Source organism: Flavobacterium sp. WC2509, from assembly GCF_052683105.1.
Genome location: NZ_JBQZFG010000001.1, coordinates 3,710,688 through 3,725,243 on the forward strand (window position 1 = coordinate 3,710,688; position 14,556 = coordinate 3,725,243).

Consider the following 14,556-nt stretch of genomic DNA (forward strand, 5'->3'; position numbering starts at 1 on the left):
TTCGGATTTGCCAAATCTTCCAAATACAAAACCAATTTCAAATTAAGCCTATTACCCAAATTGCTTGTAGCGTGTGTTAGGCGTTGTGCTTTTTTTTAGTTATGTTTTCATATTTACTTACAGATTTTTCAAAAATGCTCCAGGCTCTATTTACTTGTCTTTTTATAGGATTGTCTTTTCCTTTTATTGATGGATAAATTTCTTCTGAAGCCCTATCTACATAAGTTAGAAAATTACTTTTTGCTTTATTTTTGCCTAAATGAGTAAATCTTGAACGGATTTTTGAAAGATAAAGTCTGGTTTGTTTTTGTTTCTTTTTTGGGTGCCTCTTGTTATATCTGATAGCAGAAATTGCTCTATTAGCTTTTCTTCGAATAGACATCTTCATTTCTCGATAAAATTTGGAAAGACTTGGAGATTTAATCAATATTTCTTCCCCATTAAATTCAAACCCTAAGTACTTTAAATTATTATTACTTGAATAGTTACTATTCAATTCTGTTTTGGTTTTGCTTATGATTTTATTATTAATTTCAGAAAATATTGAAATTACAGTTTTTGTGTCGTTAATTTTTAGTTGTAGGGGAGCTAATGAAATTTGATTAATTATTTTGTCATTCCAATCTTCAAATTCCTCAATGTCATTGAATATTATGGCGATGTCATCTGAGTATCTCCTGTAAAAACAGTTACTTTTTAGAACTAAATTATCAACGATGAATCTATCAAATTCAAGTAAATATAAGTTAGCTAAAAATGCACTAATAGGAGTTCCTTGTGGAATACCTTTTAATATTTCACCTTTATTTCGTGGTTTATGTTTTCGAATTAGATTCTTTTTAGCGATTTTATCCCTAAACTCTTTTGCATTAATAAAATATGAATCAAAATCAGATTTTCTTAAATCATTTTTATGTTCAATTCTCAATTCATTTTTAGAGCATTGTTCTACAATGTCTTTCATTTCAACGTAAGAATATTTTATTAACGAATTAATTAATCGTTCTTCTTTTATTGAATAATTGTCTTCTCCAATTAATTTAGCAACACAACTTTTTAAATATTCGTGATTTAGTGAAGGGAAAAAATTTTCAATATCATAACAAGCTACGACACAATTTTTTCTTGATTTGATTTCCTGAAAAAGTTCATTGGCAAAATGAATATTGCACTTTCCTGAACCATCAGGATCATCTGGATTTACGGGTATTTTTCTATAGGCAATTACAGCGTCAGAAATGTATTTGTTTTCTTGTTGTTTTAAGAGATTTTCATAAGCGTTTCCTAAAATTTCATTAGAATAATATGAATAAATTTGTGCGTCTAAATGGTTAGCATAAAATATTTCTCTTGGTTTTTTTGAAGATTTATTTTTTATTGTATCAAAATGACTCCGATAAATTTCCGACTTTTCATCGATGTAAGCTTTGTATCTTCTGGCAGTTAAAGTCTCGTGTATTAATGGAAAATAGTTATGCTTTTCTAAATTGCTCAAAATATAATTTTGAACAAACTTCTTCTGATTATTTCCAAGTTTTGGGCTGAAATGTATATAACCTTTGGGTTTATACCAAGATTTTGATTTTCTTTTCATTTTAAAAAATGCAGGTTTTCCCGTCACGGCTTTCTATATAAATCATACATACTATTTTTTTAAGGCTTGCCTTCTGTAGTTGCACTACACACCGTTTAAGTAATTCTATCGCTATCTTTACAAATTCTAATCCTTACGAACAGTCCTATGAAAGAGCTAACATCATCTGTAAACACGAATTTCTGTTCAATTGAACATATTTCATTGTTATTCGAAATGTAAAACCAGCTAGTTTAAAAAACCAGAGCTGTTAAGTTTGGCCTTGGCAAACGTATGATTAAGAACTTTAGTACTTCCCTGCATTCAAAGATAATTTATTTAATTTATATTTCTTCTTCTTCTTTTTCTCGATTTCACGAGGCATAACGCCTAACGTTCTGGCACTACAGCGGGTTTGGGACTAAATTAAGCCCTATTCTCGGATTTACCAAATCATTCCAAATACAAAACCATCTTTCCATTAAGCCAAATGCCCAAATCCGTTGTAGTGGCTGTTATGCACTGTTTTTTATTCCGTTTTCCAACTCTTCAACACTAATGTCTAATTCACAAAACCTTTTAAATTCTGTAAAGCTATTTTCGGAATATTTATGATTCTGTTTGCTTATCAACCAAGTTAATTCACTTTCTCTACCGTCAAAAATGAACTTATGAAATTGTCCTTTAATTCGGTAAGCGAGAAATCCGCTTCCAAAACTGTATGGGAGAAATTGGAATTCTTGTAAGTCAAATTCAGTTATTGAACTTAATTTTAATTCTATGTCTTTTCTGAAATCCTCGAAATTCATTTTCATTATTTTCTAATACCCATTTCTGTATATGCGTGTAATTCACAAAACACAAGATTGTTGAGAGCCTTTTTGCTACAATCTTTCCAATTGCATTTCTCAATTGATAATCCTCTGCTTTTTTTCAAAAGTTCTATCTTTAAATCTTCATCGTTAAATTCTGTCCAATTTTCGACTGATTTAAGTTTGACAAACGTTTGCACTTGGTATTTATCCCATTCATCAAGTCGCCAAAATGATTTGTCGGTTTTATTCTGATAAAGTCTGTACCAATCTTTTTTTTCAATTAATTCAAAATCGGAATCGATTCTTTTCAGAATTGTATCGTCAACGTAATATATGTTCTCTTTTAGCATTTTGGTCTTTAAAATAGTGCATAACGTCTTGGCACTACAGCGGGTTTGGGATTAAATTAAGCCTATTTTCGGATTTGCCAAATCATCCCAAATACAAGACCATTTTTCCATTAAGCTAATTGCCCAAATCCGTTGTAGTGGCTGTTACCAGCTGGCTTTGTTTACACGTTATTGATTAATAAACCTCATAATCCTCTTCATCAAAAACATTTCGATAGTGCCATATGATGTCACCAATTGGTGTAAAATCTTCTCTACTATCTCTTTCAAATGAAATTCCTTTTTCAATCATCTCTGTCAATGTTTCGCCTCCTATACTACCACCGTTTTTAAAAAAATTTCCAATGCGAATAAAAGCTCTCCATTTATTTTCATCTTTTAATTCTTTAACTTTATTAAGTATTTCAGGAGGAAATTTGTCAATTGTAGAGTAGAATGATTCACTTTCAGGACTAAAAAATAAACTTTTAAATATTTCTACTTGTTTTATTTTAATTTCGTTTTCTTTTTTCAAATTATCAAATGAAGCGTTTAATTCATTTGTTTTTTGAATTTGACTTTTATTTTCCGATTTTAAATTATCTAAGTTTATATTGGCTATTTCTAGTTCTTTTAAAGAATTACTAATAGCACTACTTTGTTTTAAAAGATTTTCATCCTTTAGTTTAATTTGTTCCGTTTGTTCATCAATTGTTTTTGAAAAAATTCGGACATTTTTTCTTTGCTCTTCATATTGGTCAAAATATTCCTCACGCTCTTTAACCACATCATCGAATTCACTTTTTCTAACTACTTTTTTGTTTACTATTTTACCTGTTATAAAAGGCATTATTCCAAATTCTATCCACATTACTAAACTTCTTGTTCCTAAAACTACCAAATAGCCGATGAACATAAAAATTACTGCTAGAAAGACATTCCACATTAGTAATGTAAAAGTTAAGTTATTCTCAGCATATATTTTTATAATTCTTATTTTGTCTTCCAATGTAGAGTCAGCATCAAAATTAAAAACGGAATACCATAATTCCCAATGATGAATTATAAGTACAAGTATTAGTGTGCCAAAAAAGGGATTTGTTAATTTATCTTTTATATTTGTGAAAAATGAATTTATAATTTCCATTAAGTTATAAAATTGCGTTAAATTCTTGATTTTGAGGGGTGCTTGCTGGTAACGTTCTGGTACTACAGCGGGTTTGGGACTAAATTAATCCCATTATTCGGATTTGCCAAATCATCCCAAATACAAAACCATTTTTTCATTAAGTCTATTGCCCAAATCCGTTGTAGTAGCTGTTACCGGCAGTTTTTCTTATAAGATTTCTGCTTCCCCAATTTGATTTGGCCCTTCGTGTATAAACCATTTGCGTCCTTTATTTAAATATTCTTCGACAGGTTGAGTAACATGAAAATTTACAGTTACAACTTTTTCTTCACCAGGCTCAATTGTTTCATAATTGTCAAAGATGATTTCACCCATATATGCGTAAAGTTTCCCATCGATTCTGTATTCAAAAACATGATTTGGTTTGTAACCACTTTTAATTCCTGTTTTTCTGCCACCATCAAATGTCGGTTTCAATTTCAGTTTGGCTTTTATAGAAATTTTTTGCGCTTCATTTTTGAATTGTAAATCTTGAATACTTGTCAAAGTATATTTATCGTAAGCAAATAAATCAAACACTTTAGAAACACCCGTTTTAAGCCATCTTTTATAAATGAGCTTCCCATCCATGTACAGATAAAGTTCGTCGCCTTTTATTTCCTTGTGAAGCATAATGTTGATTTAAATTGCCGGTAACGTCTTGGCACTACAGCGGGTTTGGGAATAAATTAAGCCCTTTCTTCGGATTTGCCAAATCATCCCAAATACAAAACCAACTTCTCATTAAGCCCAATACCCAAATCCGTTGTAGTGGCTGTTATCCTCATTTTATTGTAGCCTGTTCCAAATTGCACTTAAAGTGCTGTATTTATTGATTTTATAAAATTTACAAGTTAAAAATAATGCATCAAAAAGCAATGAAATACTTGTAAAGTTGTACCTATTGTTGTACCTTCGTAACACGATGCACCCGATTGAAAACCTTGTATTTACAATACTTTCACTCGTTTGCATTGCTTTACAAATATAGTACAACATTTCTAAATTCCTAATAGTATGGCATCAGTTAAACTAATTTTAAGAACACAACAGGCAGACCAAACTGGACACAGCCCTTTGTATATCCGAATTATAAAAGATAGAAAAACGAAATTTATCACTGCTGGAGTGAAGCTTAAAGAGAGTGAATGGGATGAAGTAAAGCAGAAAGTAAAAAAGAACCATTCAAACAGTGCCAGAATGAATGCTTCGTTATCTCAAAAGATTGCGGATGCTGAAGGACAGGTTGCTGATATGGAGCGCAAAGTAAAAACAGTTTCCATCAAGAAGTTAAAAGAAGCCATAAAAGGAAAATCAGTAGTTAACTTTTTTGATTATGCCTATGCACGTTGCGAAAAAATAAAAAGCAATGTTTCTTATGGAACTTATAAAAGCTACAAACAATATATAAAAAAGTTTGAAAAGTATTTAGGGACTCGTGATTTGTATTTTGACGACATTACCGTTACACTTCTCAAAGATTATGTTGCTTATATGGGAACTGAATTAAAGAATGGAGCTACTACACGACACTTTTCAATCATGATTTTGTCAATAATGTGCAAAGAAGCGATCAGAGAAGATATTATTCCTGAGTATATGTATCCGTTTAGTAAACTGACTTTGAAAAAAGATACCCAAAAAAGAGTATTCCTAAACAAAGACCAAATCCAAGATCTAACCAATTTAGAAATAAAAGAAGGCAAAAAAGCCGATTTATGGAGAGATTTATTTCTTTTCTCAATATATGCCGGAGGATTACGATTTAGCGATGTTATCGAACTGCAATACTCAAATTATAGTATTGAAGAGCAAAGAATAAGAAAAGTAATTCGCAAAACAGGAAGATTACACCAGTTTAAAATTGGCAAAGTTGCGATTGATATTTTGAACAAATACATCAAAGAAGGAGCGGAGCCAGATGATTATATTTTCCCGATTATCATCGACAAAAAAGCATATAATCAGAATGAAGAAATGCGATATTTTTTATCGCAAAAAGAAAATCATTCCGCTAATTTTCAACTTAACCGAATGGGAAAAACAATGAAGCTTCCTTTTACGCTTTCATTCCATTTGTCAAGACACAGTTTTGCAACAAATGCTTTAAACAATGGAATGAGAATAGAGCACGTTTCCAAATTAATGGATCACACCGACATCAGTACAACTCAGATTTATGCCAAAATCATTAGCGAAGAACTAGATAAGGCAGTCGATAATTATATCTATTAAAATAAATTCAACTTATTATTAAACAAAAGATTATGAAAATATTAATTTTTTATTAATAATAATCTGATTAAAATACTTTCCTTTGCACGCGTTTTTATAAGACTAAATTTATTTTATTGTTTCAATTTTCTAGTGATTGGTAGTTAAATTATTAATTATCAATTTATTAATGTTTTATAATTATTTATGGATTACCCCCGATAAATAATCTAATTATAACTTAATCTAATTATTGCAAGTGAATATAACTTTACTGAACATTATAAATACCTCTTTTGAGGAAATGATTGCTTTTTCAATTTCGAAAACTAAAAACATTGATTTCGATATCATTATTGAAAATGAAATAAATAAGGAGAATTATTGTTTAGAACTTCTTCATAAATTCAACAAAATGCCACTTTGGCATTTTTCGGATTTTATAGATTATCAAATGAGTTTAGTTTCCAATCATTGTAAATGGCTACATGAGCTTGAAGTATTTATTCATTCTAATGAAACTTTATTTACTTCCAAAACGGGTATTTTAAAATACAATAAGATTTTCCAATTAATTGAGCAAATACAAATCAATTTGCAATCTTCGAGTGTAAAAGAAACCAAAACTAATATACCCAAAAAGCATATCAATGCGGAAAATGAAGACCGCTATTTTTCATTTTACGAGCTTAAAAAGCAATTGGATAAAACTCCTTGTGACAAACAAAAAATAATTTTATTAACCAAAGAAAGACACGATTACAAGCAATCCAATATTGAATTCATCAATCTAAAAATTCCCTTATTTGACAAACAATGTAGTAAAGAAATTGAACAAATTTATGAACTTTTAAAATTGAAAACGGAATTAGAAGAGTCCAAGCCAGCTAATATTAATAATCCAAACCCATTCAACAAAATGCGTTTCAATGGCAATTTAAATCAATTAGTTGATATTTTCTATCAGCTAAATCGAGAGTTATTTGTCGATGGAAAATCCTATATCGATGGAAATACAAATGATCTAGTAGCTTTGATAGTAAATTCATTCGTTGATAAAGATGGAAAAGAAATAAGTCCCCTAACGGTCAAAACAATCCTCAAACCTTCAAAGGAAGAAAAACGTCCGAATACCCATAAAAGAATTGACATCGAGAAATTCCTCTAAAAAAATATAGTCCCCGGAGACCATTTGGGGACTAAAAGACTTTTTTACACTTCTCACATTTGCACCATAACATTTAAAAAACTTTAAAAATGGATGCAATTATCTTCACAAAAGACCAGTTCACAGATCTAATGAGCAAATTAGACGCAATTCAAAGCCAACTTTCTACAAAGGCTGACCCAAAGAAAGAAACCTTCCTAGACAATCAGGAATTCCTTCTTCTGATGAAAATTTCAAAACGTACCGCACAAACCTGGAGAGACGAAGGCAAAATTTCCTTTAGCCAAGTAGGAAACAAAATCTACTACAAATTATCTGATGTTGAAAAACTCCTAACCGAGCATTACAACAAATCTTTCAAAGGAAAATAAAAGGATCAGTTACTACAGAATCTACGAAGTATGCAAATGCAAATTTGCCAATACAACTAAACTGACCACTAATAACTGACCACTGAAAACTATCCTTATGGTAACAATATTTAAAAACTTCAACGAAGTAGTAGAGCACAAATCACTTCTCACAATTTTGGACGAAATCAAAACTGGCAAATACAGACACGCCATTGTTTATCTTCGAAAATCATTATCAGAAAACAAACAAGAAGCCTACGACAAAGCCAAAAAATCACTTCCTGCATTTACACCTTCAGCTAAATTTGTTGGAGGTCGTAAATTGGAATTCTTGACTGAATATTCCAATTTTATCATTTTAGACATTGATAAATTAAGTGTTAACGATTTGCAAAAGGCAAAGCTTTTGGCCAATCAAAGCGGATACACTTTTGCTAGTTTCATAAGTCCATCTGGAAACGGATTAAAAATTCTAGTAAAAATTGATACTCCAAAAACAGAGCACAAAGAAACATTTTTATTGGTCCAGGAACATTATGAAAAATTATTAAATCTGGAAATTGATAAGTCCGGAAAAGATGCAACCAGATTATGCTTTTATTCATCCGATGAAAATTTATATCTGAATGAAAACGCCACAGTATTCACAACTCTCAAACCTATGCCTTATCAAGTTGAGCTTGTCGAAGCTTCTCAAACTGACAACCAACAACTCACAACCGACAACAACGACGCTATCTACAACCACTGTATAAAATTCACCGAAAAAAAAGTACAATTCGTGAATGGTAGTCGAAATGTATTTGTGCATCAATTGGCGTGCAACTTAAACCGAAAAGGAGTTTCACTTCACGAAGCTTTAGGAAACATTCTAACAGATTTTGGATATGATGAAAAGGAAGTAACTCAAGCTGTCAATAGTGCTTACGGTAACATTCAGGAATTTGGAACGAATGAAAACAACCGTAAACCAAAGAAACCATCAACCACAAACAAACAAACATCAACTAATTTTGATGAAGATGACGATGAAGACAAACCTAAACCCACCCAAATAGACCGTTTAGAACTCTTTTTGTCAAACAAATATATATATCGTCATAACATAGTTTCGGGGAAATTAGAGTTCCAATATTTCGGAAAAAAGAAGTGGAACGTGATGAATGATTTTATAGAAAATTCAATGCTTCGGGAGTGTTTAAAAGGACGGATCAAAACCAATTTATCTTCATTGAGAAATTTGCTTTATTCTGATTTTTGTGAATTGTACAATCCATTCGAAGATTACTTTTTCAATTTACCTAATTATGACGAAGAGACTGATTATATTACTGAATTAGCCAACACAATCACAACTACAAAACAAGATCTTTGGCAACAATGTTTCAAAAAATGGTTGGTTGCAATGGTGGGATGTGTACTCGATGACAAAGTGATAAATCACACTGTAATTGTATTTAGTGGCAAACAAGGATTAGGAAAAACAACTTGGGTAGAAAAACTCGTCCCAAAACAATTGAAAGAGTATTTGTTTTCCGGAACTATCAACCCAAACAATAAAGATACGTTGGTACAGCTGGCAGAATGTATGTTGATTAATTTGGACGAACTCGAAAACCTAAACCGTTCCGAAATTGGATCACTCAAAGAAATTATCACAAAAACCCAAATAAGAATGCGAAAAGCCTATGGACACAATAACGAAACAATGCCCCGCAGAGCATCCTTTGCAGGAAGTGTCAACACAGCACAGTTTTTAAACGACAGTACAGGAAGCAGGCGATTTCTTTGTTTTGAGTTGGAAGGCATCCAATATCAACACGATGTAGATATTAATATGGCTTTTTCACAAGCTTTATATCTTTTCAAAAGTGGCTTTAGGTTTTGGTTTGACCAGGAAGAAATTAAAGCTATCACAGAAAGTAACCAACAATACCAACTCCAAAGCCCAGAAGAAGAATTGCTTTTAACTTGGTTTGAGCCTTGTGAAAAAGAAAAAGCGAATACGTTTCTAAATGCTTCACAAATAGCTGCAAAATTAGCAGACAGAGCTAAACTAAACGTTAACGACAGTACCATTAACAAATTGGGAAAAGCTTTAAAAAAGCATAATTTCCTCCGTATTAAAAAAGAAGGAATTTATGTATATGCAATTATTGAAAGAACCTACGAAGAAGTAGACAACAATAATAAAGTTGTATAAAATAGAAATCCTAACAAAATCAAGCCTTTCAGAATACCAATTGCTACTCAATATTGTCAACTAATTCATGGGTAAGATGGGTAAGCAAAAAACGTTGAAAGTATTTTCGTTTTTTTCCAAAACTAAAAATCAGATAACATAAGAATATTTAAATGCAAATCAGAACATTACTAGTTCCGATTTGCATTATTTTTAGCGGTTAAATCCGTTTTTATAATATTGAGTTTGTACAAAAAAACTTTCTTTCAAAAATTGGTTACCTTTCTTACCCTTAATCTTTTTGCGAAATTTTTTCTTTTTTCATATGATTACGGTTTTCATCATTTTTATATCAATACCTTTTACGTATGTTTGTGAGAATAACATTATTATTAAAATCAATTTCTTTTGTCAACTAATAAACACGCTATAATTAGATACCAAACACTGGATAGGTGCTTCCGTAACGCAGGAAGAAATTACGCTATTGAAGATCTTGTAAATGAATGCAATAAATCAATTTACGAATATACAGGAAAAGAAGAAGGTATTAAGAAAAGACAGCTTTACGATGATATTAGATTTATGGAAAGCGATCAAGGGTGGAGTATTGAACTAAAAAAAGTAAAAGATGGTAGAAGAGTTTTTTACAAATACGAAGATTCAAATTTCTCTATTACAAATCAACCATTAAATGAAACAGAAGCTAATCAACTTAGAGAAGCTTTATTAACATTAGATAGATTTAAAGGTTTACCACAATACAATTGGATTAATGAAATAAATGCAAGATTAGAATCTTCATTTAATTTAAAACAGCAAAACGATATTATAATCAGTTTTGAACAAAATGAATACTTAAAAGGATTAGAATATATTCCAGAAATTTATAATGCAATCCTATATAAAAAGGTATTAAATATTGAGTATAAGAATTTCAAAACGGAAAATTCAACTACTATTATAATCAATCCATATTATCTAAAGCAATATAACATGCGTTGGTTTTTATTTGGAAAATCACATGGCTATGAAACTATTACAAATTTGGCATTAGACCGAATAGAAAAAATAGCTTCAGGCAGTGAAGAATATATAGAAACAGATATAGATTTTAGTCAATATTTTGAAGATATTATTGGAGTTACAATTCCAAATGAAAAGATAGTAGACATTATTCTCAAAGTGGATAAAATACTAATTCCTTATATAACAACAAAACCATTACATGGGTCTCAAAAAATCAAAGAAAAAGACAATAATATTGAAGTTCATTTAAAGCTAATCCCTAATTATGAATTAGAAACTTTGATTTTATCTTTTGGTGAAAAAATACAAGTTTTAGAGCCAATAATTTTAGTTGAAAAACTAAAAGAAAGAATCAATAAAATGAAAAATAATTATTAATGCACTTATACCGCACACAGTGATTCTAATTTTGACAAAAAATTAAAGTATGAGTGAATCAAATAATTAATTTAAATTAAAAGTAAATGAGTTATATCAAATGGAATAAAGCCCTAACAAAACACTTTTTTAATGAAAACAACATTAATAAAGAAGTTGTTCTCTATGCAGATAAAAATCTAGTTTTTGAAATAGGTGAAAAATATAATTTAGGCAATTATGATGATTTCATAAAATGTATTTTAGTAGACTTAGAGGGAAGAAGGAAAATCTATGATGATGTAATTCAATCACCTCAAAGATCAGGGAATGTTCTTATAAATCGTGAATTAAGTAATAAAATAAAAAAATTTCCAAATCACCTTTCTACTAAAAAAGGTAAAATAGAATTGGTTTATTTAAATTATATTATTTTTTACATTACTGTATTTGTAGAAAACACAGATAAGAATTCATTTTATCAAGCATTAAATTCAATTATAAATAAATTCATCCCTTTAGATAATGACAATCTTTCACTAAGTGATTTAGATGAACTTTTTCAAAAAATTGAAAGTTGGAGTATTGATAATAGTAATCATGGAATTTTTAGAGCTAGAAGAATTGGGGCTTTAGCATATATTGGTTTACTAAAATATCAAGTTGTTTTAAAACCTAACGAGAATAAACAATTTGAAGAAATAATATATAAATACAATATTCAAATTAGTGATAATACATTATATGCAGAGCTAGCAAATATGCTATTACCATTAATTGAAAAAGGCACACTACGATCTAAAATAATTGATGCTACAAAAAACATAGTTTATGCTGAGTGGTTTCTAAATAGAATTAAAAATTTTAATCATGAAAGCTTTAAAAATACTGAAATTGGTAAAGGTATTGAAGTAATTAAGAACGGGCAGTTAGCTTTTTTCATTGATCCAGTTGATTACTCATTAAAGTTAAAAACTAATATTGAACTGACTGAAAAATTCAATGTTGAAGATTGTTATTTTATAGAATCTGAAAAAGATGAAAATGGATTCTATATAGAACCTTTAATTGTTAAAAATTCTGAACCAATTAAATTTGAAAACAAATGGTTCAAATCTAATACTGTTGCTCTAAAGACATTAAAAATAAACGAAGTTAACTTTTTTCAATCTCAAGAAATATCTGGTGGTGGCTATATTCAAACTTTAACCCCTACGATCGGTTATAATTATTTAATAGTTGTCAAAGAAAATAATACAATTATTTCTAACTGGAGTAATTGGTCTTCTAATGATAAAAATATATCTATAATTAGGAGAATAGAAAAAAATGAAAATTTGACAAATATATTTGGTAATAATTACATTTTTTATTTTGCCGAAGACATTAAAAAGAATTACTATCAAAATGGAATAGATAACATAATTTATTCTGTTGATATAGATAGACAGTCACTAATTATTAAAAATGTTGGTGGTTATTTATTAACAAACAGAACCTATATTGATACTGCTCTACCTTATTTTGAAGTAAAAAATCAAGATTTAGATTTTTCTAAATTAAAAATAAAAGTATATAGGAATAGTAAAGAAGATAAGGACATTGAAATTGTTCATAATGACAATAAATATTACCTGTACTTAAATAATGATATTTTTATTAATAAATCTAATTTAATAATTGTCAAATTTACATACAATGATAAAATTGAAGTTCAATTTGATTTTTCAATTGTGCCGTCAAAAATTATTTTAACGGAAGAAGATCAATTATATAAGTGTAATAAATGGGGAGATAAATTACAAAATGAAAAATTATTTTTTAATGGATTAAATATTTCAAATTCATCTAATTTAACTCTATCACTAAACAAACATTCTTTGGAAGGTTTGAAAAATAATTATTCTTTCGAATTCAATTATTTTATATGCTTACTTACTTCTCTTTTTAATAATATTAACAATCATAGTATAAAAAGAAATGATATTAGTAAAGCAATAGATGCGGCATTAATATTTTTAAGAAGTAAAGGAATTGAAATCAAAGAAAATAAATATTCTAAGACAAATTTAATTAATAATTTATATGCTTTAGGATACATAAATAAGGCTACAGACGAAAATTCAAATTCTGTATTTCAGTTATTACCAACAACAATAATAAAAATTGAAAAATCTTTTGATAATAATTCACAGGTATACAAATTAGTCGGAGCTAGAACAAAATTGATGATTCAAAAGACAATAGAATTTTGCAATCAAAAAAATATTGCGATTAAATTCAAGGATGTTAATTCAATTAAAAATCAACATTTAGAAAACATATTATTACCTGAAACTATTTTTATAGATCTTAGAAATAGGGCCGATGAATTCATCGAGTTCATAAAGGATGAGATTAATTTAGAAATTAAACTTGAAAATCAACATCACATAGGAGATTCATTAGTAAATTTTATTGCGAATATAAATGAATTTGAAACTCACTTTCTAAAAAGCCCGTTCAGATTTGAAAATCAAGAATTCAATATGTTATCTAATAATGGCTTACCATGTTGGGTAGAGGGTAAGATGCCTAATTCAAAAAATGGATTTTTATATTTTACTAAATATTTAAAGACAGAACACAACTCTTACTTTAAAGATATTTCAACGGGATGGGGTAATTTATATATAGAATACAAAAAGAAACGTTCAGTCCTAATATTAAAAAAAATATATGGTGATAATAAAAATATAAATTTTTCTCCAGAAGTTTTTATTTCTTCAAAATTAAGATTACCATTGATCATCTATAAAGCTTTAGTTGCTTTTAATCATGGTGTCCCAAAAACTGTGAAAGTTTTTTTGAAAAATTTAAAAGATGAATTTGACATAGAAAATCAATATTATATGCTTTTTGATCAATATAGTATTTCTCAAAAAGAAGGTAGACAAGAAAATATTGTAAAAATATTAACAGGATCAAGTGATTTATTGAATAACCCACAAATTGTCTACAATAGTAATTTTTCAATGAAAAATAAAATTAGTTATTCAGAATGTACTTTAGATAGTGATACTAAATATGTTGTGATAATTAGAAATGAAAAAGATCAAATAATTGCTATTGGAACTAATTATAAAAGAATGTTTTTAAATTCAGTTTGTAGTAACGAGAAGGTTATTCTTAAAAGCAATAATATTTTAATTAACAACGAAAAAATTAACACTTGTGAAATAGATCTTTCACATGGAACATTAAATAAAACTATAAGTCAAATTTTAGATAATGAGTTTTCTAACTTAAGATTTTTAGATTCTAAAAGAGATATTAATATTACTACAAAATCGGAAGAAATTATAGTAATAAAAGAAATTCAATAAATT

General features: G+C 28.9%; 11 protein-coding genes. 6 read left to right on the forward strand and 5 right to left on the reverse strand.

Annotation, left to right across the window (positions count from 1 at the left end):
* Window positions 1–76: 76 nt before the first annotated feature.
* The 5 genes from ACUN3A_RS15605 to ACUN3A_RS15625 form a co-directional block, all read right to left on the reverse strand.
* The gene (locus ACUN3A_RS15605) at window positions 77–1,594 is read right to left on the reverse strand and encodes a reverse transcriptase domain-containing protein (RefSeq protein WP_445552210.1); all 1,518 of its coding nucleotides are present in this window, start codon (window positions 1,592–1,594) and stop codon (window positions 77–79) included.
* Window positions 1,595–2,088: 494 nt separating this feature from the next.
* Window positions 2,089–2,388 carry a hypothetical protein gene (locus tag ACUN3A_RS15610; RefSeq protein ID WP_445552211.1) on the reverse strand — a complete coding sequence of 100 codons (300 nt, stop codon included), beginning with the start codon at window positions 2,386–2,388 and terminating at the stop codon, window positions 2,089–2,091.
* Entirely contained in the window at window positions 2,388–2,738 is a 351-nt protein-coding gene (locus ACUN3A_RS15615; protein WP_445552212.1) for a hypothetical protein, read from the reverse strand. Before ACUN3A_RS15615 ends, ACUN3A_RS15610 begins: the two co-directional genes overlap by 1 nt.
* Before the next feature lie 175 nt (window positions 2,739–2,913).
* On the reverse strand, window positions 2,914–3,864 hold the full coding sequence (locus tag ACUN3A_RS15620) for a hypothetical protein (RefSeq protein WP_445552213.1): 951 nt from the start codon (window positions 3,862–3,864) through the stop codon (window positions 2,914–2,916).
* 189 nt (window positions 3,865–4,053) lie between these two features.
* Window positions 4,054–4,518 carry a hypothetical protein gene (locus tag ACUN3A_RS15625; RefSeq protein ID WP_445552214.1) on the reverse strand — a complete coding sequence of 155 codons (465 nt, stop codon included), beginning with the start codon at window positions 4,516–4,518 and terminating at the stop codon, window positions 4,054–4,056.
* Between the two features lie 384 nt (window positions 4,519–4,902).
* On the opposite strand from ACUN3A_RS15625, the gene ACUN3A_RS15630 reads away from it, so the two are divergent.
* The 6 genes from ACUN3A_RS15630 to ACUN3A_RS15655 all read left to right on the forward strand — a co-directional run bounded on the left by ACUN3A_RS15630 (window position 4,903) and on the right by ACUN3A_RS15655 (window position 14,553).
* Entirely contained in the window at window positions 4,903–6,120 is a 1,218-nt protein-coding gene (locus ACUN3A_RS15630; protein WP_445552215.1) for a tyrosine-type recombinase/integrase, read from the forward strand.
* A gap of 238 nt (window positions 6,121–6,358) precedes the next feature.
* The gene (locus ACUN3A_RS15635; protein ID WP_445552216.1) at window positions 6,359–7,267 is read left to right on the forward strand and encodes a hypothetical protein; all 909 of its coding nucleotides are present in this window, start codon (window positions 6,359–6,361) and stop codon (window positions 7,265–7,267) included.
* Window positions 7,268–7,356: 89 nt separating this feature from the next.
* Entirely contained in the window at window positions 7,357–7,638 is a 282-nt protein-coding gene (locus ACUN3A_RS15640) for a helix-turn-helix domain-containing protein (protein ID WP_073371263.1), read from the forward strand.
* A gap of 97 nt (window positions 7,639–7,735) precedes the next feature.
* The gene (locus tag ACUN3A_RS15645; protein ID WP_445552217.1) at window positions 7,736–9,823 is read left to right on the forward strand and encodes a VapE domain-containing protein; all 2,088 of its coding nucleotides are present in this window, start codon (window positions 7,736–7,738) and stop codon (window positions 9,821–9,823) included.
* Between the two features lie 387 nt (window positions 9,824–10,210).
* Window positions 10,211–11,209, forward strand: a complete 999-nt coding sequence (locus ACUN3A_RS15650) for a helix-turn-helix transcriptional regulator (protein ID WP_445552218.1) — start codon at window positions 10,211–10,213, stop codon at window positions 11,207–11,209.
* A gap of 86 nt (window positions 11,210–11,295) precedes the next feature.
* Window positions 11,296–14,553, forward strand: a complete 3,258-nt coding sequence (locus ACUN3A_RS15655; RefSeq protein WP_445552219.1) for a hypothetical protein — start codon at window positions 11,296–11,298, stop codon at window positions 14,551–14,553.
* Window positions 14,554–14,556: the final 3 nt, after the last annotated feature.